The sequence below is a fragment of the Vibrio sp. 10N.261.51.F11 genome (genome assembly GCF_041471665.1).
Classification (GTDB): Bacteria; Pseudomonadota; Gammaproteobacteria; order Enterobacterales; family Vibrionaceae; genus Vibrio; species Vibrio crassostreae_C.
The window spans coordinates 86,007-111,980 of sequence record NZ_JBFROW010000014.1 but is presented as its reverse complement, the minus strand read 5'-3'; the positions used below and the strand labels follow the sequence as shown (position 1 = coordinate 111,980).

The window sequence follows — 25,974 nt, the reverse complement described above, 5'->3', positions numbered from 1 at the left end:
ATAGATAGTGTTAAATGAGCCGTCTTACCTTTTGCGTCTCGTTAATCCCGACGCTTTGTTAGTGATCAAGCTAGCAGTTCTGAGTTTTTGTCTAAAAAATTGATTTTGTCTTGGAACGACCTTACAGGTCGTGTGGCAAAATAACCCGTCTATATTTTAATGTATGTAAAATGATTTGAGAGACCTTAGGTTCTCGCGGATCTAAATTGGAAATACCGCTATGTCGAGCAAGCCAGTAACAACGAATCAGCAAATCGTTTGGGATCAAGAGATCTTAAACAAGTACAACTATTCGGGACCTCGTTACACCTCATACCCAACTGCGTTGGAGTTTCATGAAGCGTTTACCGTCGCTGATTACGACATGGCGTGTACTCAATATCCTGAGCGTCCACTCTCTCTTTACGTGCATATCCCGTTCTGCCATAAGCTTTGTTACTACTGTGGTTGTAATAAAGTCATTACTCGTCACTCGCATAAAGCGGATGAGTACCTTGATGTGATTGAACATGAAATCCGCCAACGCGCCTCTTTATTGAATGGCCGTGAAGTGACGCAATTGCACTTCGGTGGTGGTACGCCAACGTTCTTGACCAAAACACAAATCACTCGTTTGATGAGTATTTTGCGTGAAGAGTTTAACTTCACCGCTGACGCTGAAATCAGTATTGAAGTTGACCCGCGTGAGATTGAGCTAGACGTACTTGACCACCTGCGTAACGAAGGCTTCAACCGCCTGAGCATTGGCGTGCAAGACTTCAATAAAGAAGTGCAGAAACTGGTTAACCGTGAGCAAGATGAAGAGTTCATCATTGCGATGGTTAAACGAGCGAAAGAGCTAGGCTTCCGTTCAACTAACCTGGATTTGATCTACGGCCTACCAAAGCAGACTCAAGCTTTGTTCGCTGAAACATTGAAGCAAGTGTTAGAAATGAAGCCGGGCCGTTTATCGGTATTTAACTACGCACACATGCCTCAGCTGTTTGCGGCGCAGCGTAAGATTAAAGACGAAGATCTACCTGAAGCGAAAGAGAAAATGGCTATCTTGCAAGATACCATCGAGACGCTAACGGGAGCGGGTTACCAGTTCATTGGTATGGATCACTTCGCACTACCTGAAGATGAGCTAGCCGTAGCACAGCGTGAAGGTATTCTGCATCGTAACTTCCAAGGCTACACCACCCAAGGTGAAGCTGACTTAATTGGTTTCGGTGTTTCTGCGATTTCTATGGTTGGTGATGCTTACGCACAAAATCAGAAAGAGCTGAAGAAGTACTACGCTCAGGTGAATGACCTGCGTCATGCACTTTGGAAAGGTGTTGCTCTAGACAGTGACGACCTTCTACGTCGTGAAGTGATCAAGCAGCTGATTTGTAACTTCAAGCTTGATAAAACAATGATCGAATCTGAGTTCTCGGTTAACTTTAATCGCTACTTCAAAGAAGATTTAGAGCTTCTACAAACCTTCATCAACGATGATTTGGTTGAAGTCGATGACAAAGAAATCCGCGTTACTCTACGTGGCCGCTTGCTGATCCGTAACATCTGTATGTGTTTTGATAAATACCTACGTGCCAAGGCTCGCCAACAGCAATTCTCTCGCGTTATCTAATCGCTCGATAGAGAATAGAACAATAAAAAATGCCAGCATCATGCTGGCATTTTTGTATCTGACTCATTCGATTTCTGCCTGGTTTAGGTGAGACTCTCAGTGGTATTTTGTTTGACCTTGGCACTTTGCTTGGAGTTGATGAGGTCGGTAGGCCATTGGTCAAACGGAACTGGGCGACTGTATAAGAAGCCTTGAGCAAGCGGGCACTGCAGCTGCTTGAGAAGTTCAGCCTGTTGCTGTGTTTCAACGCCCTCTGCCACCAAGCTTACTTTGAAGCCCTTAGTGATGTTAACGATGGCCGCGACGATGGAGCTATCTAGGTTCTCTTTATCAAGTTTGCTGACAAAGCTGCGGTCGATCTTAAGGCAGTCGAATGGCAGTTTGTGTAAGTAAGCCAGTGACGAATAGCCGGTACCAAAGTCATCAATCGCAATTGATATCCCTAGTGCTTTTAGAGTCAGCATGTTATCGATGATGGTCGGGTCGTTGTCGACGATGCGTGATTCGGTGATCTCTAGTGTCAGGTTGCTTGCTGGCAGATTTGTGTCTCGCAACGTGCCTTTTACTTGTTCCACAAAGCCACTTTCACTCAGTTGATCGACCGACAGGTTAACGTGAATAGAGAAGTCCTTGCTCCACTTTCCTGATTCAATCGCGATGGCAGTATCTCGACACGACTTATGTAGAATTTGCTTGCCGATATCGTCAATGAGCCCGCTCTCTTCCGCGAGAGGAATGAACTCGAGTGGCGAGATCACCCCTTCATCCGTTATCCAGCGAGCTAAAGCTTCTGCTCCTATGGTCGAGCCAGATTCCAGATCAATAATAGGCTGATAAAACGGTTCGAACTGTTGAAGCTCAATCGCTCGGTTCATCCGCGCTAACATCTTGGTGCGATGTCTCGATGCTTTGCCCATTTCAAGGCTATAAATACAGACACTGGTTTTGTCTTGTTTCGCATTGCTCAATGCAATGCTGCTGCTGCGTAGCAGGAGTGTAATGTCGTGAAGATTCGAGACATTCACTATCCCCATCGATACCTTAATCACCACGCTTTCCGATTCTATTGAAAATGGGGAAGCGAAGGTTTGAAGTAAGCGGTTAGTCAGCAGCTGAACATCATCGCTTTGCGTTACGTTTGGCGCGTAGATGGCAAACTCATCACCACCAGTGCGAGCTAGTAGGTATTCGGATGGCAGTGTGCCTCTTAAACGAGCGGCCGCAATGATAAGTAGCTGGTCGCCATTGTAATGACCTAGGCTGTCATTGATGTCTCGGAAGCGATCAATACCAATCAAATACAGTGTGCCTTTTTCGTTGTCGGGGTGTTTCTTGGCAGCGTCAATAAAGCCTTCACGGCTGTATAGCTTGGTTAATGAGTCATAGGTAAGTTGAGACTGTAATGCATGAAACGAAGCCTTTAAGTTGTTGGTCATTTCATTGAATGACTCGACCAACATGCTGGTTTCATATATATGCCCTGTTTTTGGCATGCTCGCGTCCCAATCGCCCTTAGCAAGGCGTTTTGCCGCATCCGCTGTCGAGGTGATGGGTTGGGTTGCGCGATTAAAGGCAATTAATCCTGCAATGACCCCAATGCAGCTCAGTGCTAGCCCAAGCAACCAACTGTTTCTTTGATTTTCTGGCAATTCACCGAGCAGATTGCTTTCAGGGATCGACACCCCAATAAACCACGTGAGCCCGTGCTCATCTTCGTATGGGGTGATTTGGTTGAAGTAGCGTTCGTTGTCTAGGCTAAAACTAAAGCGCTGCTCGCCCAAATTCTCGATTAGGTGGAATTGCTCTACGTAGCTAGCACTCTCACGTATGACTGGATTAGCACTCTCTGTTGCTAGTTTGCGTTGCCCTTTGTTGGTTTGTCCTGTGCCCCATGAAACGACACTGCCTCCGCCTGAGTGCGCGACCAAGCGTTGCTGCTTATCGATGATGTAAACAGAGGCATCCGTTCTATCTTTGAGCTTTCTGAGAAACGCATTGAAGGTATTGATTTTGATGTCGCTGACTACGACGGCTTTGAATTCATTATCATCATAGATAGGCGCTAGAGCAGATAAGGTGATTTCTTGACGTTCGTCAGCATTGGCATAAATTGGTGACCATAACGGTTTTTTCTGTGTCGCAATGGGTGTGTACCAAGGACGGATTCTAGGATCGTAACCTGAAATCACCGATCGAATGTCTTCACTAATTTTGCTGCCACGGTAAATGACCAGCTGATCATTGGTGCGTTCGTCTTGCACCATCAAGGTGTAGCCTTTGTTGGCTTCTTTGCGGAAACCGACGTAGTTACCATCTTCAGAACCAAAGCCGATCGCATCGAGTTGAGGTACAGCAGTGTAATGGTCTGAAAACGTATAAAAAATATAGCCTTGGACCTTACTAAGATTGCCTGCTTGATAAAGATGGTGGTAGCCGATGTTATGGCTGAGCGAGAGGTTGGCGTGAAATGGCTTTTCTAAAAAATTAGACAGGCTTTGATGAACATTGTCAGTCAGTGATGTCAGCTGGCGTGCACTAACATCACTCACCATCTCTTTGTAGCTTAGCTTTTGAGTGAAAACCATTACACCCATAGTGAACAGAAAAATCATCACGAATGGCAGAACCACTGCGGTTCTCAAAGTAATTTGTGTTTTCAAAGACATCTTTAGCTACAACTTTGGTGAATAGCGCACTGTAATTGTACCGACACTATTCAAACCAAGCGACACTTTTTTGGTTAAAAAGTAGCTGCATCGAGAATCATATAAGGTCTAGTACAGTTCTTTGAGTTTACGAGTTAGGGTGTTTCTTCCCCATCCCAAAACCTTAGCTGCATCCTGTTTATGACCATTAGTGTGGTGGAGTGCAGCTTCTAGCAGTATACGTTCAAATTCTGGCAGAGCATAAGTTAGCAGCTCTTTTTCTCCTGAATCAAGCGCACACTTTGCCCAATTAGCGAGCAGTTGTTGCCAGTTATCTCCAGTTCCTGAGGTGGTCACCACTTTTTCTTCTAGCAGCTCTGGTGGCAGGTCTGAAGGAAGAATTTCGCTGCCGCTGGCCATCACGGTAAGCCAACGACAAATGTTTTCAAGCTGACGCACGTTACCCGGCCAATTGAGCTGGTTGAGCTTCAAAATGGTCTCAGGATGCAGTGTCTTCACTTCAACACCGAGCTCTTCGGCGGCGGATGCTAGGAAGTGATGAGTCAGCTTTTCAATGTCTTGTTTACGTTCGCGAAGTGCCGGGATATGGATTCGGATAACGTTGAGTCGGTGGAAAAGGTCTTCACGGAAGTCGCCTTCATGCACTAAGCGCTCAAGATCTTGGTGGGTTGCGGCAACGATACGAACGTCAACCTTAACCGCAGAGTGTCCACCCACACGATAAAATTGGCCATCAGAAAGTACACGTAGTAAGCGAGTCTGAATATCGAGTGGCATGTCGCCGATTTCATCAAGAAAAAGCGTGCCGCCGTTGGCTTGTTCAAAGCGTCCTTGGCGAACGCTGTTAGCACCGGTAAAGGCACCTTTTTCGTGGCCAAACAGTTCAGACTCGATCAGATCTTTGGGGATTGCTGCCATGTTCAAGGCAATGAAGGGCTTCTTAGCTCTTGGGCTGTGACGATGCAGAGCGTGAGCGACCAATTCTTTACCGGTACCCGATTCACCATTGATCAGCACGGATATGGATGAGCGAGACAAACGGCCAATCGCTCGGAAAACCTCCTGCATTGCCGGTGCTTCACCGATGATTTCTGGCGCGTTGGTGTCTTCAGCGACCTCACTGGCTTGTTCGCGTTTCTGCTCTTGGCTGTGCGCGATCGCTCGTTCGACTAGAGTCAGTGTTTCATCAATATCGAACGGCTTTGGAAGATATTCAAAGGCGCCTTTTTGATAAGCATTCACCGCCGCATCAAGGTCTGAGTGCGCGGTCATAATGATCACGGGCAGGTCGGGAGAGCGTTGATGAACCTGATGCAACAGCTCAATCCCGTCAATGCCGGGCATGCGAATGTCAGACACCAATACGTCCGGTGTCTCGCGCTCAAGCGCAAGCAACACGCTCTCAGCATCAGCAAATGTTTCACACTTAATATCCGCAGATGAAAGTGTTTTCTCTACTACCCAGCGGATAGAGCTGTCGTCATCGACGACCCAAACGTATCCCTTACTCATAATTCAATTCCTTTGCAGCCAAATCTATTGTGATAATCATTGTTGTTTTTATGATGTCTTAATCTTTGTGTTACCGAGCTAAGCTTTTCATCTCGCTGTCCAATAGCGAGGTTCTTATGACCTAAATCGGTAGATAAATCGTGAATGTGGTGTTGCCTGGCCAGCTTTCAACATCAATTTTCCCATTGTGTTGATCGATCAGGTTTTGAGAAATCGATAGCCCCAGCCCTGTTCCACCTTCTCGTCCGCTGACCATTGGGTAAAACAGCGTGTCTTTTAAATCATCGGGGATGCCCGGACCGTTATCGCTGATCTCAATACGAGCTGCGAGTTTGTGTCGCTGCCCGTGAATATTTGCTTGATGCACCGTTCTGGTGCGAATGGTGATTTTGCCAGAATCTTGAGTCTTTAGAATCTGCGCTGCATTGCTCACGATATTGAGCATCGCTTGTTCAACCTGTGCCGAATCCATCAAGATGTCCGGTAGGCTCGGGTCGTAATCCCTTTCGATGGCGAGCGTTGAACCCGATTCGAGCTCTACGAGCTGCCTGACTTTCTCAAGTATCTGGTGAAGGTTCTCTTCTGATTTAGTCCCCGGCTTCTGTGGGCCAAGCAGACGGTCGACTAATGCTCTTAAGCGGTCGGCTTGCTCAATAATGATCTGCGTATATTCATTAAGAGACTGATCAGGAAGCATTTTCCCAAGTAACTGCGCCGCACCTCTTAAGCCACCGAGTGGATTTTTGATCTCATGTGCTAACCCGCGTACCAGCAACTTAGCCGCTTGTTGTTGTGCATGTTGGTTGAGCTCTTGGCTAAGGCGTCTTTGCTGGTCTATCTTGCGCATCTCAACCAATAACAGCGTCTCTCGCTGCCAAGATATTGGGCTAACCGTGACTTCAAGCATCAGTGGGCGGTTATCAACAACGAAGGTAACGTCACTGTCGGTAATGCTCTGGCCACTTTGTAGCGGTTGCGTCAGAAGCGCCAAATCAAGTGAAGCGTGTTGGATAAGTTGGCTCAGTGGATGATCAACGATGCGTCGTGCGCTCTGTGAAAAGAGCTGCTCAGCCGCCGGATTTGCGTATCGGACATACAATTGCTCATCGAGCATCAATGTCGAAGTCACCATATTGTCGAGAATGGCGCTGGAAAGATGGTGTGTATCTATGCTGTCGCTTTTGGCTGATCGATTCACTATTTCGTCCTTGAACTGGTGTTTTTCTCACTGCACCAAATTGGTGCGTAGCTAAGTTCAAGTATGGCGCATATCAACCAGAAGCTAAAGATAATTCATTAGAGTCGCTGAAAGCTGCTTCGATTAGGTGAAAAGTAGAGGTTATTTGGCCTCTTTTAACACATTGGCCTACTTGAGCGTCGCTCGATGTAAATACACGGTGACTGGACTAGTAGATGCAATAAGCTTGCCGCTTCTATGTGATTGAATTGCAATGGTGTGAGTACCTCGATCGATACCTTTTAATTCCCACATAGGTTGGGTCTGTGGGGCGCCATAACGACGGCCATCAAGCATCAATTGTAATTGCTCACCTATACCAAGCTTTCGGTTGAGCTCTATCTGAATCGGGATTAAGCCGCGGTTGTTGCGAATGGTTTGATCATGAACTGGAGTCAGCATGGTGAGGGTTAATTGAGTGGGAACCTCGCGCTCTGTGGTTTCGGTTTCTGCCTGGGTTTTAGCTGGCGTTTTAGTTGTAGAGGAAGCTGCGGCATCAACCGGAGTCGAGGCCTCAAATTTAGGGGCGGGTGCTGAAGCTTGCACATCTGGCAGGCGAAAAGCCTCGGCATCTTGAGCGCTAGGGTTATCACTAAAGTGGAGCACGCCATCTTCATCTACCCAGGTATACACAGTTTGAGCAGAGCACGAGAGCGCGACTGTTAACCCGATTAGGAACAGTATGTTTTTCATATCTTTAGCCTCTTTTCACCGCTAGGTGATTTCACGTTTGGCGTTGGTTTTATTGTATTTAGCGCGACAGCCTCTGAGGGCTTTTGTTAAATGCCAATCACAGTAAGTTAATGCTCAGAAATAGCGCAGGAAAAAGGCTTGAGAACGAGGCAGCCCTGCTCGGCAAAAATAGTTTCGATAAGTAGTTATTCTACAATCAAAAAACCTAACGATGTTATCGAGTGTTTTAACAAGCTAGGCTGAGTAGTTATTTACTACGATTGGTATCTAGTATGGTACGAGGAAGCGGGGGGAGGGAGAATATAAAAAAGGCCCGCCTGCGAGGCGAGCCTAATATTTAGTCAGCGATTCTTACAAGGTTGCAGTAAGAAATGGCTTATCTCTACAGGAGATTAAACTGAGTAGTACAGTTCAAACTCAAGTGGGTGTGTAGCCATGTTCACGCGTTGTACGTCGTCAGATTTCAGAGTGATGTAAGAATCGATGAAATCGTCAGAGAATACGCCGCCAGCTGTTAGGAACTCACGGTCTTCGCTAAGCGCTGCTAGAGCTTCTTGTAGAGATTCTGCAACTGTTGGGATTTCAGCTGCTTCTTCTGCAGGAAGGTCGTATAGATCTTTATCCATAGCTTCGCCTGGGTGAATCTTGTTCTTGATGCCGTCAAGGCCAGCCATAAGCATTGCTGAGTAGCATAGGTATGGGTTAGCTGCTGGGTCACCAAAGCGTAGCTCGATACGACGTGCTTTAGGGCTTGGTACTACTGGGATACGGATAGAAGCAGAACGGTTACGTGCTGAGTAAGCAAGCATTACAGGTGCTTCGAAACCAGGTACAAGACGCTTGTACGAGTTAGTTGATGGGTTAGCAAACGCGTTGATTGCACGAGCGTGCTTGATTACACCACCGATGTAGTAAAGAGCCATTTCAGATAGGCCGCCGTACTTATCACCAGCAAACAGGTTAACGCCGTCTTTTGCTAGAGATTGGTGAACGTGCATACCAGAACCGTTGTCACCAACTAGTGGCTTAGGCATGAATGTCGCTGTTTTACCAAATGCGTGAGCAACGTTGTGTACAACGTACTTGTAGATTTGAGTTTCATCAGCTTTCGCTGTTAGCGTGTTGAAGCGAGTAGCGATTTCGTTTTGACCCGCAGTTGCTACTTCATGGTGGTGAGCTTCAACAACTAGGCCCATCTCTTCCATTACTAGACACATTGCTGAACGGATGTCTTGAGATGAATCTACTGGAGCTACTGGGAAGTAACCGCCTTTAACGCCAGGACGGTGACCTTTGTTACCGCCTTCGAAGTCAGAACCTGTGTTCCAAGCTGCTTCTACGTCATCGATCTTGAAGAAAGAACCAGACATGTCGTTTGAGAACTTAACGTCGTCAAATAGGAAGAATTCTGGCTCTGGACCAACTAGAACTGTGTCTGCGATACCTGTAGAACGTAGGTACTCTTCAGAACGTTTAGCGATAGAGCGTGGGTCACGGTCGTAGCCTTGCATTGTTGCAGGCTCAAGGATGTCACAACGGATGTTTAGTGTTGCGTCTTCTGTGAATGGGTCCAGTACAGCAGATGCTGCGTCTGGCATCATTACCATGTCAGATTCGTTAATGCCTTTCCAACCAGCTACTGAAGAGCCGTCAAACATTTTGCCTTCTTCGAAGAAGTCTGCATCAACTTGGTGAGAAGGAATAGAGATATGCTGCTCTTTACCTTTTGTATCAGTAAAACGTAAGTCGATAAATTTAACTTCGTTCTCTTGGATCAGGGATAGTACATTTTCTACTGACATCTTGGATAACCTCCAGTGTTATTAATTCGGTATTAGCTCGATTCGGTTGAAACTAGCATTGATTAATGTCTATAAGTGCATTAATCGATGCTGATTTATCTACTGCCAAAAACGTGCCAAAAAAATTATTCCATTAATTTCAATGATTTACTTGTTTTGCGATTTTTCTTAATCTGGTTTTTGCACCAAAATGATCTCTAGTTGCACTTTATTGGTGCAACTGTTTGTCTGTGCACCAATATGAGACATAAGCGAGCACCATTCAGCAATGAATTGCCTAAGTTGTCAATCCACTTTTGTTATTTTGCGGGAGATTTGGCTCGCCACTCGTAGGTGATACTTTTTTAGAGTCCTACGAATTGGGCTGTTCAACACTGTACTGAATCAAAGTTAAGCGGATATGAATCGCTAATAAAGAAAAAAGCCCCGGTTCAGATCACATATTTCTGGGTTTTTGTCTAGAATCTGGTATATTATTGACCGTTTTTTAAATCAAGCTAGCGGTTATTATCCAAACTTTTGAGATAAGTGACGGCTACTTTTATGAGTGAATCGAGAATCCATGTCTACTCCACAGATTGATAAGTTAAGAAATATCGCGATCATCGCGCACGTTGACCACGGTAAAACGACTTTGGTTGATAAACTGCTACAACAGTCAGGCACTCTTGAGTCTCGTGGTGAAGCTGAAGAGCGTGTCATGGATTCGAATGACATCGAAAAAGAGCGTGGCATTACCATTCTTGCTAAGAACACAGCAATCAACTGGAATGATTACCGCATCAACATCGTAGATACTCCGGGACACGCGGACTTCGGTGGTGAAGTTGAGCGTATCATGTCTATGGTTGACTCTGTTCTGCTTATCGTTGACGCAGTTGATGGCCCAATGCCTCAAACTCGTTTCGTAACGCAAAAAGCATTCGCACACGGTCTTAAGCCAATCGTTGTAATCAACAAGATTGACCGCCCAGGCGCTCGTCCTGATTGGGTTATGGATCAAGTATTCGACCTTTTCGACAACCTAGGTGCTACTGATGAGCAACTAGACTTCACAGTTGTTTACGCTTCAGCTCTAAACGGCTGGGCAACAATGACTGAAGGCGAAACTGGCGAGAACATGGAACCATTGTTCCAAGCTGTTGTTGATACAGTAGACGCGCCTGCAGTTGACCTTGACGGTCCACTACAAATGCAAATTTCGCAACTTGATTACAGCTCTTACGTAGGTGTTATCGGTGTTGCTCGTGTTACTCGTGGTTCTGTTAAACCAAACCAACAAGTAACTATCGTAAATGCAGAAGGCAAAAAACGTAACGGTAAAGTAGGTACAGTTCTTGGTTACCTAGGTCTTGACCGTCACGAAGTTGAGCAAGCTAACGCTGGCGACATCATTGCAATCACTGGTCTTGGTGAGCTGAAAATTTCAGACACTATCTGTGACGTAAACAATGTTGAAGCAATGACTCCGCTTTCTGTTGATGAACCAACAGTAACAATGACGTTCCAAGTAAACACTTCTCCGTTCGCGGGTAAAGAAGGTAAGTTCGTTACTTCACGTAACATCCTTGAGCGTCTAGAGAAAGAACTAGTACACAACGTTGCACTACGTGTTGAAGAAACTGATAACCCAGATCGTTTCCGTGTTTCAGGTCGTGGTGAACTTCACCTATCTATCCTGATCGAAAACATGCGTCGTGAAGGTTTCGAGCTAGCTGTATCTCGTCCAGAAGTTATCATCAAGAAAGACGAAGATGGCAACCTAACTGAACCGTTTGAAACTGTGACTATCGACGTGCTTGAAGAGCACCAAGGTGGCATCATGGAAAACATCGGTCTACGTAAAGGTGAGCTAACTGATATGTCTCCAGATGGCAAAGGCCGTGTTCGCATGGACTTCATGATGCCTTCTCGTGGTCTTATCGGTTTCCAAACTGAGTTCCTAACTCTAACGTCTGGTTCTGGTCTTCTTTACCACTCATTTGATCACTACGGTCCTCACAAAGGCGGCGTAATCGGTCAACGTAACAACGGTGTTCTAATCTCGAACGCAACTGGTAAAGCTCTGACTTACGCACTATTCAACCTACAAGAACGTGGTCGTCTATTTGCTGAGCACGCGGATGAAGTATACGAAGGTCAAATCATCGGTATTCACAACCGTTCAAACGACCTAACAGTAAACTGTCTGAAAGGTAAGCAGCTAACGAACGTTCGTGCATCTGGTACTGATGAAGCACAGGTTCTTTCGCCACCTATCCGTCACACTCTAGAGCAAGCTCTTGAGTTCATCGACGAAGACGAACTAGTAGAAGTAACGCCAGTAAGCATTCGTATCCGTAAGAAGCTTCTTACTGAAAACGAACGTAAGCGTGCAGCACGTCCAGCTAAGGCTTAATTGCCAGCTGACTAGCTTCTAGCTAAGAAAGCCCCGAGTAGCCTAGCTGCTCGGGGCTTTTGTTTTTTAGTTTGTTTAGATACGGTTAAACGAGATTTAGTCATCCTCAAGAGGGAGGAACGACCGAGTTGGGGATCTAGCTTTTGATACCTAAGTAACGCTCAACGAATTGAAGCCGTTCTTCGACTGGCATAAACGGCACTTCAACCACCTCATAACCAAGTTCTTGGTAGACTCTTTCTAACGCGTGGTGAATCTCTAAGGCTTCTTCAAACGGATAAGGGCGCACTTCATCTTGCACATAGATAGAAGCCTCTGGGCGGCAGAATAGGGCTTGTGAGTGATAGCCTTGGCTCGCTTCTCGGTAGGTCACATCAATATCGAGATTCGCCTGAGCTAAGTAACCGCAGATATCTGGAATCGCACGGTCGAGAAACGCAATCTGGTGTTGATTCGCTTGCTCTTTTTGCTCACTCATCACGGTTAAGCACAAGTGAGCAAAGCCCGGAAGGTCTAACCAAGGTAATATACCGTTCTCAAGTTGACTCTGCTGTTCTATCAACTGGCGAGAGGACTCAGCGAATATCGGGTAACCCATGTCACCCAAGGCATTAATTAGTGTGGTTTTACCAGCCCCTGGGCCGCCAGTAACAATGATTGGGTTCATACGGATTTATCTTAATTCGCTTCTAATGGCACTACTTCTGATTTAGCTGAGCAAGGAATTTATCCGACTCGGCAATCGCTGCATTCATCTGTTTGATCGCGTACGCGATGTCTTTTTCTAAGCTCATAAACTCACCTTGCAGTGAACCGACAGCGCTCGCATTGAGGTTGTGCTTCAAGTAAAGCGTGTTGTCGCGAAGGGTATTGAGCACGGGGTCCATTTTCTTCTCGGCGCGCTTCATTGCTGACAGCATCTTTTGGTAAGACGATTTAGTTTCACGAAGCTTTTGCTCGCTCGAGCGGCGCAGTGAATCACTGGTGTAGAGATCTAACTCACTCTGCCACTCTTCAAACAGCGCATCCGACACATCTTCAATCGCAGCAATGCGGTCACTGACATTTTGCGCGGCTTTCTCGCTGTCTTGGTATTTATCGTTGATTTGGTTGTACATGTCTTCAAGGTCGCCGCCACTGAAATTAGTCAGGCTACTCAAGGCTTCAAGTGCGCTGGTAAACTCTTCCTGAGCATCCTGCTGCGACTCTTTAGCGTCTTCCACTCTATCGACCATAATGTCACGCTTGTGGTAACCCACTTGCTCCATGGCGGAGTAATAAGCTGACTGGCATCCAGTAAGAGTAAAAATAGAGAGGACTATAACTATTAAATAAGGCATCCTAGTTTCCTATAGTTAAATAATATCAATCGTAGTAAATAACTGCTCAACCTAGCTTGTTAAAATGCTCGATAACAGCGTTAGAATTTTTGATTGTAGAATAACTACTTATCAAAAAACTCTGCCTTGTTCTCAAGCCTTTTTCCTACGCTATTTTTGAACCCTTACTTACTGTGATTAATACAACGGAATATTAATTAGGACTATGAACGAGTTACCAGGGAGTTACAAGTTGAAGATAAAAAACGCAGTCACAGGGAGCATTCAGTTTTCCCGCTATCTTTTGGCGCGAATGACGCACGATAGGGTCAATGTGAATGCGGGTTACTTGGCGTACATTACTTTGCTCTCGATCGTACCGATGTTGACGGTTCTGCTCTCTATCTTGTCGTCATTCTCCATCTTTGCTGATGTTGGTATCGTGATTCAAAACTTCGTTATTACCAACTTTGTTCCCGCGTCTGGGGATGCCGTACACGGTGCCTTGTTAGAGTTCGTTGCCAATACCGGAAAAATGACGGCGGTCGGTAGTGTGTTCTTATTCATTGCAGCGCTGATGCTGATCTCGAATATTGATAAGAACCTAAACTACATCTGGCGTGTTAATGAGAAGCGACGTGCGGTATTGTCGTTCTCAATGTACTGGATGGTGCTAACACTTGGGCCGATCTTGGTTGGGGCGAGTATTGCTGCCACTTCGTATGTGACATCGCTCAGTCTGCTACAAAATGAAGTCGTATCTGGCGCCTTTAATACCGTAATTCGCAAACTGCCTTTGATTCTCTCTTTCTTTGCGTTTTTCGGTCTGTACCTGTTGGTTCCCAACAAAAAGATACACTTTTCTCATGCGGCTGCAGGTTCTCTAGTGGCGGCTCTGTTGTTCGAACTCAGTAAGAAAGGCTTCGCGGCCTACATTACTCAATTCCCTTCTTACCAGTTGATTTATGGCGCATTGGCGGCAATACCAATTCTTTTTGTCTGGGTTTATTTGTGCTGGTTGATTGTGCTGGTGGGTGCTGAGGTGACCGCTGCATTGGGTGAGCAGGAACAGTGGAGTGACTCGAAAGAAATGGTACACTCTTCGGATAACGACAAAATCACAGAGCAAGGAAACAACAGTGATAGCACTGATCCAGAGAGTAAGTGAAGCTGCCGTCCGTGTTGATGGCGAAGTAGTTGGTGAGATTGAACAAGGCTTATTAGTTTTGTTAGGCGTAGAAAAAGGTGACGACGAAGCCAAAGCCAAACGTTTGATGGAACGAGTGACCACTTATCGTGTCTTTGGAGACGAAGACGATAAAATGAACCTCAACGTGAAGCAAGTAGAAGGTAAGGTATTAGTGGTGTCTCAATTCACTCTGCCGGCCGATACCAAGAAAGGGACTCGAGCAGGGTTCTCTCGTGGTGCTCACCCAGAAGATGCTGAGCGTCTTTATAACTATTTCTCTGACCAGTGTGAATCAGTGTTACCAACGGAACGTGGCCGATTCGCAGCCGACATGAAAGTGTCTTTGGTTAATGATGGCCCAGTGACATTCTGGCTGCAGGTTTAGGCTTAAAGGAATAAGCATGTTTAAACTCATAACACCAACCACCGAAAATCAGCTAAACAAGTATTACCATTTTCGTTGGCAGATGCTCCGTGAACCTTGGCGAATGCCGGTAGGTTCTGAGCGCGATGAATATGACCCAATGAGTCACCATCGCATGATTGTTGATGGTCGTGGTCGCTCGATGGCGATTGGTCGTCTGTATATCACCCCAGATCTGGAAGGTCAGATCCGCTATATGGCGGTGAAGAAATCTCGCCAAAGTAAAGGCATGGGTTCGTTGATTCTAGTCGCACTTGAGTCATTGGCTCGCCAAGAGGGTGCTAAGCGCTTGGTGTGTAATGCACGTGAAGATGCGATCTCATTCTATGAGAAGAATGAATTTGAACGTCGCGGTGAGATTAACGATCAACGTGGCCCTGTGCGTCACCAACAGATGGTTAAGCATCTTGACCCAATGGCAGACGTTCTGCGTAAGCCTGAGTGGTGTAATGAGCTTCAGCAGCGCTGGGAACATCAGATCCCGATCAGTGACAAGATGGGCATCAAGATCAACCAATACACGGGTTACCAATTTGAGTGTAGTGCTCAGCTGAATCCCAACTTGAACCCGCATAATACCATGTTTGCAGGCTCTGCCTTTACCTTAGCGACCTTAACTGGTTGGGGGATGACTTGGTTATTGATGAAAGAACGCGGGCTGACCGGTGATATCGTGCTGGCAGACAGTAATATTCGTTATCGTCACCCGGTTGAGCAAAACCCTGTTGCCTCTACTTCATTGGATGGGATCAGTGGTGACTTGGACCGCCTTGCGTCAGGAAGAAAGGCACGTATCATCATTCACGTGACCATTCATAGCGGCGATGTGGAAGCGGTAGAGTTTACGGGAACCTATATGCTGATCCCTGACTACAAAAAGCGATTATCAACAGACTCCAACGTAAACGTATAGCTGACACTGGCTAACAGATACAGATTAAAGATACAAGGCGCTACTCCTGAGGAGTGGCGTTTTTTTGTTGGCAGTCGTTAATCTCCGAATACTCAGCTTGGGTGAGCTTTCCTGAGATTTGATGGCATGGGTCCGATAGGGTAATCGAGAGGGTGTGTTGCTCAGCTTTAAGCAAGTCGAGTTCTCCAGAAGCCTCGCCATTGAGCGTTTGAACCCTTTGTTCGCCTTGCTCTGCTGATGATGCACCAATAATATGCATCGGTTCGAGAGTGAAGCGCCCACGGTCAAAATGCGCATTAAGCTCTGGAATTTCAAACACGTTATCAGTCGATGTTTCAGAAAGCTTGTCATTAAAGGTCATCACACCCTGGCGAACGCTGCCAGTGAGTTGCCCTGTGGTTGAGTAACCGAGCATCAGTGAGTCGCCATATAAACCTGCGGCTTGAAGTTCAAACTCGCCATAGCCGGTTGCATCGAGTGGTAATTCAAGTCGCTGCAGCATAGGCGCAATGGGTAACCCATCGGCAGAAATATCTAAGCTCCATGGCTTGCTGATTTGGTTAAAATCGAGCGTTGCATTGGCTTCAATGTAGCCATTCCTGAGTGGTGCAAACAGACGAGTCAGCGTCCATTTTCCTTGTTCGCTATTCATCTCAACCACAGGCTGTGCGCTGAGAATATTTTGGTAGCTGGCATCATTGGCGCTCGCCATCAGCTTCCCTTGCCATAAGCCCAGTTTTCTATCTTGCAGCAGTTGAACTTGATGCCCCTCGACATGTAATCCAGAGACCTGCCAGTAAGGCGTTTGTGCTAGTTGGATAAGTTGGCTGCGTTCTATATTAAGTCGGTTAATCTCGACGTTCTGGAGCTGTGTGAGCCAAGGCAATAGGCGAGCGGCCGGTAGAGGGCTATCTTGGTTTTCGGTAATCCACTTGATGCCTTGCAGGTCGAGTTGCGCCAATTGAATGCTGCTAGGGGCGACTTCGCCATTGAGCTGAACAGTGCCCTGCAGGAATTGAGTATAGAAATCCTCAATCAGAATCCGGTTTGCTTCTAGGTTGAGCTTGAGGCTTGGCTCGATGAACATGTCATCATCAATGGTCACTCCTTCTGCCTGTAGAGAAAAAATGGCTTTCTGTTGTTTCCAGATTTCAAAAGGCAGTTGGATATTTTCTAATGAGGCATCAAAGGCAGCGAGGTGGCCATCTTGCCACTCTACGTCGCTACGCAGAATATCTAAGCTATTGATGTGATTAATCTTAATGCCTGCAACATCCCACTCTTTGCTTAGTAGGTTTTGGGTCTGTTTCTGATTGAGTCGTAAGCCATCGACGGTCACATTCACCAACGACCAATCTTGTTGATATTGTTCAGCTTGCCCAGAAATCTTGGCGCCACGCCAGTCAAACGAAGCACCATAAAGGGTGCTGTCGCTAGGTTTTAAGTCTAGGTCAATCAACAGATTATCGAATGCCTCACCTTGCCAATACAGTTGTGAGGCAGAGAGTTGGGTTTTTCCATAAGGTAGCAGCGAGTTATCGTTGTTCCACGTTGGGGCGGAGATCTGTAGGTCGATGCCTCGCGCATTAAACTCTGGCGTCGAAAAGTCGAGATTGTTGATGGCCAGCTGGTGGAGCTTGATGTTTGGTTGGGTAAATAAAGAAGTCAGTGTTTTTAGATCGTCTGCCTCTAATTGTAGGCCGCTGATCAAAACAGATTCAAAGACCAGTTTGGCCTCTGTCATCGAGCTGGGGCTGAACCAAAGATCGATCTTGTCGATATACAGAGGTGTTTGCTTTTCTGGTTGGCTTTGGGTAATGCCCATTAAGGTGATGTGATAAGGCGCCTGATACTCAACATCTTCAATGAATACAGGTTGTTCAATCGTATGTTTGATAAAAAAGTTGGCAACATCCGCACGGTATTGGGTCTGCAGGCTTAATAGCAGCGCTGCGATAGTTGCAACGGCGATAGCCAACACAATGCCGAACACCATGAATACCTTTTTCATTCCCTGAAAGCCTTAAATTTCAATAGTCTTAAAACAGAGTGGAACAAAAAGGGTCAAGCATCAACAAAAAAGCCCCTCAAAAGAGGGGCTTGCTACAAAAATATCATTTTAAATTGGGCGTTTGCTTTTGGCTAAGCCCGAGCAGATGGTTGGATTAGTCCAGTTGAGGACCAGCTGCAACCAGTGACTTACCTTCAGCGTTGTCTGTGTACTTATCAAAGTTGTTGATGAAGCGCTCGGCTAGATCTTTCGCTTTGCTTTCCCATTGTAGAGGGTCAGTGTACGTATCGCGTGGGTCAAGGATCGCTGGGTCAACATCGTGCAGCGCTAGTGGCACTTCTAGGTTAAACATAGGGATAACCTTAGTTTCAGCGTTGTCGATTGAGCCATCTAGGATAGCGTCGATGATGCCTCGCGTATCTTGGATAGAGATACGTTTACCAGTACCGTTCCAACCTGTGTTCACTAGGTAAGCTTCAGCGCCAGCTGCTTCCATACGCTTCACAAGCACTTCAGCGTACTGAGTTGGGTGGAGAGTTAAGAATGCCGCACCAAATGCAGCAGAGAACGTTGGCGTTGGCTCAGTAATACCACGCTCAGTGCCCGCTAGTTTTGCAGTGAAGCCAGATAGGAAGTGGTACTTCGTTTGCTCTGGAGTCAGTTTAGAAACGGGTGGCAGTACACCGAATGCATCAGCAGTCAGGAAGATAACCTTTTGAGCGTGACCGGCTTTTGATACTGGTTTAACGATGTTATCGATGTGGTGAATTGGGTAAGAAACACGAGTGTTCTCAGTTTTTGAACCGTCATCAAAATCGATAGAACCATCACCACGAACTGTTACGTTTTCTAGTAGTGCATCACGACGGATTGCATTGTAGATTTCAGGTTCTGCTTCTTTAGATAGACGAATCGTCTTCGCGTAACAACCACCTTCGAAGTTGAAGATACCATCGTCATCCCAACCGTGCTCATCATCACCGATTAGCTCACGCTTAGGATCGGTTGAAAGCGTAGTTTTACCTGTACCAGATAGACCGAAGAAGATGGCTACATCGCCTTTCTCGCCGACGTTTGCACTACAGTGCATTGAAGCAATGCCTTGCAGAGGAAGCAGGTAGTTCATCATTGCGAACATGCCTTTCTTCATCTCACCGCCGTACCAAGTACCACCGATGATTTGAACGCGTTCTGTTAGGTTGAAAGCAACGAAGTTTTCAGAGTTTAGACCCTGCTTTTCCCAGTTAGGGTTAGTTGTTTTAGCACCGTTCATTACCACGAAATCAGGTTCGAACGTTGCTAGCTCTTCGTCAGTTGGACGAATGAACATGTTCTTAACGAAGTGCGCTTGCCACGCTACTTCAGTGATAATACGCACGCTTAAGCGCGTATCAGGGTTAGCACCACAATAACCGTCGATGACAAACAGGCGCTTGCCAGATAGCTGAGTTGTCACAAGCTCTTTCAGCTCATTCCATACTTCAGTTGTAATCGGTTTGTTGTCATTTTTGCCTTGATCTGACCACCACATGGTATCGCGGGTCGTGTCATCTTTAACAATGTACTTATCTTTTGGTGAGCGGCCAGTAAAGATACCAGTGTCTACCGCAACAGAGCCTAGTTCCGTTACTACGCCTTTTTCGTAGCCTTCCAAACCTGGCAGTGTTTCTTCAACGAATAACTGCTCGTAGCTAGGATTACGAAGAACTTCGGTAACGCCAGTCAGTCCGTGCTTAGTTAGATCAATTTGTGCAGCCTTAGTATGTTCCATAACGGTCATAGGTGCTCCTTGTAGGATATTTTGTAGGGATTTTGTAATAATTTTTTATTGTTATCTGCTCACCATGCTAGCAACGAGGCTCGGGGGAAACAGGGATACAGCTCAAAAAATATCCATATTAACCTTGGGGTTTTAAGCGCCTCGTCACATATTGGCCCAACTAGTCTATCCTGTACGCAAACCTTTGCGCTAGGGGCGAGAACATTATTAATTGATTAAAATTAAGCGGTGATTTTATTACGAGATGTTACGGAGTTTGCGCTATTTTGATCACAAAAAAGGCCAGCTGAGGGCTGACCTTTTTGGGGTAAATTACGTGTTTTTGGTACGCCGTAAATTAATGAACCGTATTGCTGCCTTTATCTGCTGCTTCTGCGTACAGTGCATCAACATCATTCTTGTCGAACGAGTAGTTTGTGCCACAGTAATCGCAGTGTAGACCAACGCTTCCTTCGGTGCTTAGGATGTCGTAGATCTCTTCTTGAGCAACAGTAATGATTGCTGCTGCACTTCGATCGCGTGAACAGCCACAGAAGAACTCAACCGGTTGTGGTGTGAATAGCTGTACTTTCTCTTGGTTGTACAAACGGTAAAGCAGTTCGTTCGCTTCTAGAGTGAATAGCTCTTCGTTTTTCACGGTGTCTGTTAGTTGCTCTAGGTGCTCGAAGTCGTCTGGAGTACCGGTGCCGTCAGGCATTACTTGTAGCAACATACCTGCAGCGTGTGCTTTGCCTTCATGCTCGCCAGTGCGCAGCCATAGACGAGTCTTAAGCTGTTCAGAGTTAGCGAAGTAGCCTTCAAGCACTTGTGCAAGCGTGTCACCTTCAAGACCAACGATACCTTGGTAACGCTCACCTTTCTTAGGATCGATAGTGATCACTAGATGACCTTTACCCATTAGGGCGTGTAGACCTGCGTCGTCTGCGATATCGCCTTCAAAGCGAGCAACACCACGGATCTTCTGATCGTGATCGCCATTGATAACTGCTAGAGATACTGGGCCGTCACCTTGCAGCTGCATCGTGATAGAACCTTCAAACTTTAGGGTCGCCGTTAGTAGCGTCGTTGAAACCAGTAGCTCACCCAACAGCTTTTGTACTGGAGCTGGGTATTCCTTGCTAGAAATAATCTGTTGGTACGCTTCGTCCATCTGTACCAATTCACCACGTACTGATAGGTCTTCAAATAGGTAGCGATTTAAAACATTACTTGTAGACATTGGGTCTGCCATTTGGCTATTCCTTCTAGCTTATTGAGTCTTGAACTTGATGATGTCACGACGTTGCTTTTTATCTGGGCGACGTTCTGGTGCTGGGCTATGAGCATTTAGCTTGCGCTGTTGTGCAAACTCTTCTCTTTTTGCCAAGCTTTCGGTGGTTTCTTCATAGAGGGTTTGAGCGATCGGGGCTCCACCACGATGGGCTGAGATTTTCTCGATCGTTACCGTCTTTTCTTCATTACCTTGGCGCAGTGTAATCACAGCCCCAAGTTCGACAATTTTACTTGGCTTGCTGCGCTGACCATTATAGTGGACTTTGCCACCATCGACCATGTTGCGAGCAATAGACCGGGTTTTGTAAAAACGAGCTGCCCACAACCATTTATCGAGTCTGACAGCTTCATTAGCAGTTTTCATATAGGGCTGTGCCTTATTAAGTGAGAAATGAATGCGGTTTAACTGTAACGAACAGTGCGCAACATGTTTTTGATGATGCTTATCACATTAAGTAGAAGCTTAAAGTGGAGGCGGTTGGCATTTTTTTCAAGTCATAATACAAAATAGCCATGTTATGCCGATTTATCGATTTGCTATGATATAGTTCAGGATCTTATTGCTTAAATAAGCTTGGTATCGAACGAATGAATAAAAAAGCTGAAAGTTTAATGATTTGCAGCGTTTGTCGTCATGAAAAGGGACTAGGAAAGTGAACTTTTTAGAGCTCAAAAATCGCGTAGGGAATTCTCCTATGTTGAGCCGCTTATTAGAGAATGGATTTGTACTTCAGCAGAAACTAAGCTTAGCGACCTGTTGTGTATTGATTGCAGCTTCCGCATGGATCTTAGGGCAGCTTGCATGGTTTATCGAACCTGCTGAGCAAACTATCGCGCCTTGGACAGCAACGGCTTCATCGTCTTCAGCACCTCAATCGACCCTTGATATCTCTTCTTTGCAGCAGAGCAACATGTTTGGTGCTTACAACCCAAGCACGCCCGCTGTGGTTGAACAGCAAGTTATCCAAGATGCGCCTAAGACGCGATTAAACCTCGTTTTAGTGGGTGCAGTCGCGAGCTCGAATCCAAAACTGAGCTTAGCGGTGATCGCCAATCGCGGCACGCAAGCGACCTACGGAATTAATGAAGAGATTGAAGGCACTCGAGCCAAGTTAAAAGCGGTATTAATCGACCGCGTTATCATTGATAACTCAGGACGAGACGAAACCTTGATGCTTGAAGGTATTGAGTACAAGCGTTTAGCGGTATCAGCACCTGCGCCACCTCGTACCACTTCTTCTGTTCGTGGCAATAACCCCGCTTCCGAAGAAGAGAAGCTAGACGAAATTAAAGCGAAGATAATGCAAGATCCACAACAAATCTTCCAATATGTTCGACTGTCTCAGGTGAAGCGTGACGATAAAGTGATTGGTTATCGTGTGAGCCCTGGCAAAGATTCAGAACTTTTTAACTCTGTTGGGCTCCAAAACGGAGATATTGCCACTCAGTTAAATGGACAAGACCTGACTGACCCCGCCGCTATGGGCAACATATTCCGTTCTATCTCCGAGCTGACAGAGCTAAACCTCGTCGTCGAGAGAGATGGTCAACAACATGAAGTGTTTATTGAATTTTAAAACTTTGCGTCTAACGAAGGACGAAAGTGTAGGAGAAGTACGTGAAGCATTGGTTTAAGAAAAGTGCATGGTTATTGGCAGGAAGCTTAATCTGCACACCCGCAGCCATCGCGAGTGATTTTAGTGCCAGCTTTAAGGGCACTGACATTCAAGAGTTTATTAATATTGTTGGTCGTAACCTAGAGAAGACCATCATCGTTGATCCATCGGTGCGCGGAAAAATCGATGTACGCAGCTACGACGTATTGAATGAAGAGCAATATTACAGCTTCTTCTTAAACGTACTAGAGGTGTATGGCTATGCAGTCGTCGAAATGGACTCGGGTGTTCTTAAGATCATCAAGGCCAAAGATTCGAAAACATCGGCAATTCCAGTCGTTGGAGACAGTGACACGATCAAAGGCGACAATGTGGTGACACGTGTTGTGACGGTTCGTAATGTCTCGGTACGTGAACTTTCTCCTCTGCTTCGTCAACTAAACGACAATGCAGGCGCGGGTAACGTTGTGCACTACGACCCAGCCAACATCATCCTTATTACAGGCCGAGCGGCGGTAGTAAACCGTTTAGCTGAAATCATCAAGCGTGTTGACCAAGCGGGTGATAAAGAGATTGAAGTCGTTGAGCTAAAGAATGCTTCTGCGGCAGAAATGGTACGTATCGTTGATGCACTAAGCAAAACCACTGATGCCCAAAACACACCAGCCTTCCTACAACCTAAATTAGTTGCCGATGAACGTACCAATGCGATCCTTATCTCAGGTGACCCTAAGGTACGTAGCCGTTTAAGAAGGTTGATTGAACAGCTTGATGTGGAAATGGCAACCAAGGGCAACAACCAAGTAATTTACCTTAAATACGCCAAAGCAGAAGATTTAGTCGATGTGCTGAAAGGCGTGTCGGACAACCTGCAATCAGAGAAGCAAACATCAACTAAAGGTAGCTCATCTCAACGTGACAAAGTGGTGATCTCAGCTCACAGTGATACCAACTCTTTGGTGATTACCGCACAACCGGACATCATGAATGCGCTTCAAGATGTGATCGCACAGTTGGATATTCGTCGTGCTCAAGTATTGATTGAAGCCCTAATTGTCGAGATGGCTGAGGGTGATGGCATTAACCTTGGTGTGCAATGGGGTAACCTTGATACTGGTGCTGTGATTCAGTATGGCAACACAGGTGCGTCAATCGGTGGCGTAATGGTTGGTTTAGAAGAAGCGAAAGACACTGAAACGACCACCGCAGTCTATGATGATAATGGCGCCTTTTTGCGTAATGAAACGACCACAGAATCCGGTGACTACTCAACGTTAGCTTCTGCTCTTTCTGGCGTTAATGGCGCGGCAATGAGCGTAGTGATGGGTGACTGGACTGCCTTGATCAGTGCAGTAGCGACCGATTCAAATTCAAATATCCTATCTTCTCCAAGTATCACCGTGATGGATAACGGCGAAGCGTCGTTCATTGTGGGCGAAGAGGTGCCTGTTTTAACTGGCTCGACCGCAGGCTCAAGTAACGATAACCCATTCCAAACGGTTGAACGTAAAGAAGTGGGTATCAAGCTAAAAGTCGTGCCACAAATCAATGAAGGTGACTCAGTTCAGCTGCAAATAGAACAAGAAGTATCGAACGTATTAGGCGCAAACGGGGCAGTAGATGTTCGTTTTGCTAAGCGTCAGCTAAATACGTCAGTGATTGTTCAAGACGGTCAAATGCTGGTGCTGGGTGGCTTGATTGACGAGCGAGCGCTGGAAAGTGAATCTAAGGTGCCGTTCTTGGGCGATATCCCTGTTCTAGGACACCTGTTCAAATCAACCAGTACTCAGGTTGAGAAAAAGAACCTAATGGTCTTCATCAAACCAACCATTATTCGTGATGGTATGACAGCCGATGGTATCACGCAGCGTAAATACAACTTCATCCGTGCTGAGCAGTTGTACAAGGCTGAGCAAGGACTGAAATTAATGGCAGACGATAACATCCCGGTATTGCCTAAATTTGGCGAAAGCATGAATTACCCGGCTGAACTTCAAGCCTTCATTGATCAGATGGAAACAGAATAATGGCTGAATTGGTAGGGGCGGCACGTACTTATCAGCGCTTGCCGTTTAGCTTTGCGAATCGCTATAAGATGGTGTTGGAGTATCAACATCCAGAGCGCGCACCGATACTTTATTATGTTGAGCCACTGAAATCGGCGGCGATCATTGAAGTGAGTCGTGTTGTGAAAAATGGTTTCACGCCACAAGCGATTACTCTCGATGAGTTTGATAAAAAACTGACCGATGCTTATCAGCGTGACTCGTCGGAAGCTCGTCAGCTCATGGAAGACATTGGTGCTGATAGTGATGATTTCTTCTCACTAGCGGAAGAACTGCCTCAAGACGAAGACTTACTTGAATCAGAAGATGATGCACCAATCATCAAGTTAATCAATGCGATGCTGGGTGAGGCGATCAAAGAGGGTGCTTCGGATATACACATCGAAACCTTTGAAAAGTCACTTTGTATCCGTTTCCGAGTTGATGGTGTGCTGCGTGATGTTCTAGCGCCAAGCCGTAAACTGGCTCCGCTGCTCGTGTCACGTGTAAAGGTTATGGCTAAATTGGATATTGCGGAAAAACGCGTGCCACAAGATGGTCGTATTTCTTTGCGTATTGGTGGCCGAGCGGTTGATGTTCGTGTTTCAACCATGCCTTCTTCGCACGGTGAGCGTGTGGTAATGCGTCTGTTGGACAAAAACGCCACTCGTCTAGACTTGCACAGTTTAGGTATGACAGCAGAAAACCATGAAAACTTCCGTAAGCTGATTCAGCGCCCACATGGCATTATCTTGGTGACTGGCCCGACAGGCTCAGGTAAATCAACGACCTTGTACGCTGGCCTGCAAGAGCTTAACAGCAACGAACGCAACATCCTTACCGTTGAAGACCCAATTGAATTTGATATTGATGGCATTGGTCAAACACAAGTGAACCCTAAGGTTGATATGACCTTTGCGCGTGGTTTACGTGCGATTCTTCGTCAAGATCCCGATGTGGTAATGATTGGTGAGATACGTGACTTAGAGACCGCAGAGATCGCTGTTCAAGCCTCTTTGACCGGTCACTTAGTGATGTCGACCCTTCACACCAATACTGCCGTTGGTGCGATTACACGTCTGCGTGATATGGGCATTGAACCTTTCTTGATCTCTTCTTCACTGCTGGGTGTTTTGGCTCAGCGCCTGGTTCGTACTTTATGTAACGAATGTAAAGAACCTTATGAAGCCGATAAAGAGCAGAAGAAACTGTTTGGGTTGAAGAAGAAAGACAGCCTAACGCTTTACCATGCCAAAGGGTGTGAAAGCTGCGGTCACAAAGGCTATCGAGGCCGTACTGGTATTCATGAGCTATTGATGATTGACGATTCGGTACAAGAGCTGATTCACAGTGAGGCTGGCGAACAGGCGATTGAGAAAGCAATTCGTGGCACAACACCAAGTATTCGAGATGATGGCTTGAGCAAAGTTCTGAAAGGGGTAACTTCCCTAGAAGAAGTGATGCGAGTGACCAAGGAAGTCTAGT

The 25,974-nt window shown here is 46.2% G+C and carries 19 protein-coding genes; 8 read left to right on the top strand and 11 right to left on the bottom strand.

What is annotated here, in order from left to right; genetic code table 11:
* Positions 1 to 220 precede the first annotated feature (220 nt).
* A complete protein-coding gene (gene hemN, locus AB4351_RS05435) occupies positions 221 to 1,612 on the top strand; it encodes an oxygen-independent coproporphyrinogen III oxidase (protein WP_017070103.1) in 1,392 nt (463 codons plus the stop codon).
* 83 nt (positions 1,613 to 1,695) lie between these two features.
* On the opposite strand, the gene AB4351_RS05430 is transcribed toward hemN, so the two are convergent.
* The 5 genes from AB4351_RS05430 to glnA form a co-directional block, all read right to left on the bottom strand.
* A complete protein-coding gene (locus AB4351_RS05430; RefSeq protein ID WP_372125319.1) occupies positions 1,696 to 4,278 on the bottom strand; it encodes an EAL domain-containing protein in 2,583 nt (860 codons plus the stop codon).
* 108 nt (positions 4,279 to 4,386) lie between these two features.
* Positions 4,387 to 5,790, bottom strand: coding sequence for a nitrogen regulation protein NR(I) (gene glnG / locus AB4351_RS05425; protein ID WP_017059224.1), 1,404 nt, complete (start codon positions 5,788 to 5,790; stop codon positions 4,387 to 4,389).
* Between the two features lie 121 nt (positions 5,791 to 5,911).
* Positions 5,912 to 6,988, bottom strand: a complete 1,077-nt coding sequence (glnL, locus tag AB4351_RS05420; protein WP_019826501.1) for a nitrogen regulation protein NR(II) — start codon at positions 6,986 to 6,988, stop codon at positions 5,912 to 5,914.
* A gap of 168 nt (positions 6,989 to 7,156) precedes the next feature.
* Positions 7,157 to 7,720 carry a DUF4124 domain-containing protein gene (locus AB4351_RS05415; RefSeq protein ID WP_372125317.1) on the bottom strand — a complete coding sequence of 188 codons (564 nt, stop codon included), beginning with the start codon at positions 7,718 to 7,720 and terminating at the stop codon, positions 7,157 to 7,159.
* Between the two features lie 392 nt (positions 7,721 to 8,112).
* Positions 8,113 to 9,522, bottom strand: coding sequence for a glutamate--ammonia ligase (gene glnA / locus AB4351_RS05410; protein WP_017059221.1), 1,410 nt, complete (start codon positions 9,520 to 9,522; stop codon positions 8,113 to 8,115).
* 562 nt (positions 9,523 to 10,084) lie between these two features.
* Between glnA and typA the strand changes: the two genes are divergently transcribed.
* Positions 10,085 to 11,920 (top strand): translational GTPase TypA, encoded by a 1,836-nt coding sequence (typA, locus tag AB4351_RS05405; RefSeq protein ID WP_017059220.1) that lies wholly within the window; start codon positions 10,085 to 10,087, stop codon positions 11,918 to 11,920.
* Positions 11,921 to 12,056: 136 nt separating this feature from the next.
* On the opposite strand, the gene AB4351_RS05400 is transcribed toward typA, so the two are convergent.
* Together AB4351_RS05400 and AB4351_RS05395 are read right to left on the bottom strand one after the other, a co-directional pair.
* The gene (locus tag AB4351_RS05400) at positions 12,057 to 12,587 is read right to left on the bottom strand and encodes an AAA family ATPase (protein ID WP_372125315.1); all 531 of its coding nucleotides are present in this window, start codon (positions 12,585 to 12,587) and stop codon (positions 12,057 to 12,059) included.
* A 31-nt stretch (positions 12,588 to 12,618) separates the two neighbouring features.
* Complete coding sequence (locus AB4351_RS05395) at positions 12,619 to 13,260, bottom strand: DUF2959 domain-containing protein (RefSeq protein ID WP_136977388.1); 642 nt, start codon at positions 13,258 to 13,260, stop codon at positions 12,619 to 12,621.
* A gap of 205 nt (positions 13,261 to 13,465) precedes the next feature.
* Between AB4351_RS05395 and AB4351_RS05390 the strand changes: the two genes are divergently transcribed.
* Genes AB4351_RS05390 through AB4351_RS05380 form a run of 3 tightly spaced genes read left to right on the top strand, consistent with a single transcriptional unit; the run spans position 13,466 to position 15,765 of the window.
* On the top strand, positions 13,466 to 14,407 hold the full coding sequence (locus tag AB4351_RS05390; protein ID WP_372125313.1) for a virulence factor BrkB family protein: 942 nt from the start codon (positions 13,466 to 13,468) through the stop codon (positions 14,405 to 14,407).
* On the top strand, positions 14,379 to 14,813 hold the full coding sequence (gene dtd / locus AB4351_RS05385) for a D-aminoacyl-tRNA deacylase (RefSeq protein ID WP_004735590.1): 435 nt from the start codon (positions 14,379 to 14,381) through the stop codon (positions 14,811 to 14,813). Before AB4351_RS05390 ends, dtd begins: the two co-directional genes overlap by 29 nt.
* Positions 14,814 to 14,829: 16 nt before the next feature.
* Positions 14,830 to 15,765 carry a YiiD C-terminal domain-containing protein gene (locus tag AB4351_RS05380; protein ID WP_372125311.1) on the top strand — a complete coding sequence of 312 codons (936 nt, stop codon included), beginning with the start codon at positions 14,830 to 14,832 and terminating at the stop codon, positions 15,763 to 15,765.
* Positions 15,766 to 15,805: 40 nt separating this feature from the next.
* Here AB4351_RS05380 and AB4351_RS05375 read toward each other — a convergent pair whose 3' ends face one another.
* From AB4351_RS05375 to hslR, 4 genes are all read right to left on the bottom strand, one after another.
* The gene (locus AB4351_RS05375) at positions 15,806 to 17,776 is read right to left on the bottom strand and encodes an AsmA family protein (RefSeq protein WP_017062493.1); all 1,971 of its coding nucleotides are present in this window, start codon (positions 17,774 to 17,776) and stop codon (positions 15,806 to 15,808) included.
* A gap of 154 nt (positions 17,777 to 17,930) precedes the next feature.
* Complete coding sequence (gene pckA / locus AB4351_RS05370; protein WP_017062492.1) at positions 17,931 to 19,556, bottom strand: phosphoenolpyruvate carboxykinase (ATP); 1,626 nt, start codon at positions 19,554 to 19,556, stop codon at positions 17,931 to 17,933.
* Between the two features lie 337 nt (positions 19,557 to 19,893).
* Positions 19,894 to 20,787 carry an Hsp33 family molecular chaperone HslO gene (gene hslO, locus AB4351_RS05365; RefSeq protein ID WP_017063067.1) on the bottom strand — a complete coding sequence of 298 codons (894 nt, stop codon included), beginning with the start codon at positions 20,785 to 20,787 and terminating at the stop codon, positions 19,894 to 19,896.
* 18 nt (positions 20,788 to 20,805) lie between these two features.
* Entirely contained in the window at positions 20,806 to 21,192 is a 387-nt protein-coding gene (hslR, locus tag AB4351_RS05360; protein ID WP_017062490.1) for a ribosome-associated heat shock protein Hsp15, read from the bottom strand.
* Between the two features lie 331 nt (positions 21,193 to 21,523).
* Between hslR and gspC the strand changes: the two genes are divergently transcribed.
* The 3 genes from gspC to gspE are packed head-to-tail and all read left to right on the top strand — an operon-like array spanning position 21,524 to position 25,973.
* Complete coding sequence (gspC, locus tag AB4351_RS05355) at positions 21,524 to 22,405, top strand: type II secretion system protein GspC (RefSeq protein WP_136979216.1); 882 nt, start codon at positions 21,524 to 21,526, stop codon at positions 22,403 to 22,405.
* Between the two features lie 41 nt (positions 22,406 to 22,446).
* Positions 22,447 to 24,471, top strand: a complete 2,025-nt coding sequence (gspD, locus tag AB4351_RS05350) for a type II secretion system secretin GspD (protein WP_372125309.1) — start codon at positions 22,447 to 22,449, stop codon at positions 24,469 to 24,471.
* Complete coding sequence (gene gspE, locus AB4351_RS05345; protein ID WP_372125307.1) at positions 24,471 to 25,973, top strand: type II secretion system ATPase GspE; 1,503 nt, start codon at positions 24,471 to 24,473, stop codon at positions 25,971 to 25,973. Before gspD ends, gspE begins: the two co-directional genes overlap by 1 nt.
* Position 25,974 lies beyond the last annotated feature (1 nt).